General features: G+C 48.0%; 1 protein-coding gene. It reads right to left on the bottom strand.

All coding sequences use genetic code 11. From position 1 onward, the window contains the following. A partial coding sequence (locus EBS36_07430; protein NBU32979.1) for a hypothetical protein occupies nt 1-1,491 on the bottom strand: 1,491 nt, incomplete at both ends.

Here is a 1,491-nt window from a genome sequence, read left to right as displayed (position 1 = left end):
GATGGGCTTGCGGAAATCAAGCTGGTAGATGTCCACGCTGGAGAGCATCATGGTCAATTCCAACTGCAAGGCTTCCTTGCTCACCGTTTCGTTGACGTAGTTCTTCCAATACTTGTTGAAGAGGTTGTTGTTCGTGTAGGTGATGGTGCTACCGCTTGCATTCACGGCGTTATAGTACACCAACCGAGGAATCTCAAAGGCAAGGTCGAAGGTCGGAGCGTAGGGGTTGTCGATGTGGCTGACGAAGGGCATCTTTGTTAAATCAACCGCAAGAGGAATCCCTGTTGTGCCTGTAACTCCATATTGGAATCGCCATGGCCTATCAATGGTATTTAGGTTATATTGCGCTATTCTATATCCTGTCTGCAATGGCTTAAGCGTTCCACTTGAAAGAGTGCCTTCTATATCCCAAGTTCTGCCAGCAACAATGTCCGTGCTGAACGACGCAGGAATCAAAGTGCCGCAGGAAGTTTCTACCACCTTGTCACCTTTGCCGTAGAAGTTCTGCGTTGGGAATAGCTTACCACCGTATCCCTCCTTGGCGAGTGGATAAGATTGCTTGTAGGTTTTGGACAAATAGTCGCCCATATCCTTGTACTTGAATATCAGGTTCGTGCTTGCGTTGGGGTCGCCATTGGTTAGAATCTGCTCGGCATTCTCATCGGCTTTTTGCGACCAATCCACAGCACCGCTTGCGTAGAAGTCCACCCAAGGTTCGATGTACAGCAGTTTCGGGTCTTGGGAATCCGCCATGATGTGCAGGTTAAACATCTTCTGCAGGTCTTGAAGGAGGTCGCCTTGCTTTACGTCAGCAGGCAGGGCGGTGCGCATATCTACCACACCAATGCTTACAGGATTTTCGAGGCAAGTGAACTGAACAGTACCACCTGAATTAAACCTTACAAACGTTGCGCCTTCAGTTTCATCGTATCTAAACTTTACCACAGCGTTGGCAGGAATGGTCACATTCTCAAAGAGGATGCTACCTGAAAACGGATAGCTTGAACGAGTAAGGTCAACCGTACCTATTTGCGCAATAGTTGAACTTGTAGCGGTGTTGTAAATATCAAAGTCACCTCCAGCAATACCGTCAAGGCCAAAGGTCACTCCACTGACAATATAATTTAGCTGAATGTTCCATCGGGTAGGAACCGTTGGAGCAAGAAACGTGCTGGAAGATGCAACCCAATAACTTGGGCGGTCGTAATAAGGATTAACATTATCACGGCTAAACTCGAGGTTTGCGATAGTTGTAAGTGATGCGCTGACTGAGCCTGTTGCTTGCGCAAAGATGTTGCTCCCAGAAAGATTGGACGTTAGTGTTCCCGCCGCATAGGGCAGCACCAACTTGCCGAAGGTTGCGGAATTGAAGAAGTTGCTTGAGTACCTGTATCCTGCTTGCGTGAAGATTAGGTCAATCATCTTCTTGACGTAGATGCTTGGCCCTAACTGCCACCAACCTGCGACAAGATTTCCTTGAGTTAAGTCGCT

It is taken from the genome of Actinomycetota bacterium, assembly GCA_009923495.1.
GTDB lineage: Bacteria > Actinomycetota > Actinomycetes > S36-B12 > UBA5976 > UBA5976.
The sequence above is the reverse complement of the archived record's forward strand: the minus strand, read 5'-3'. Positions and strand labels throughout refer to the sequence as shown.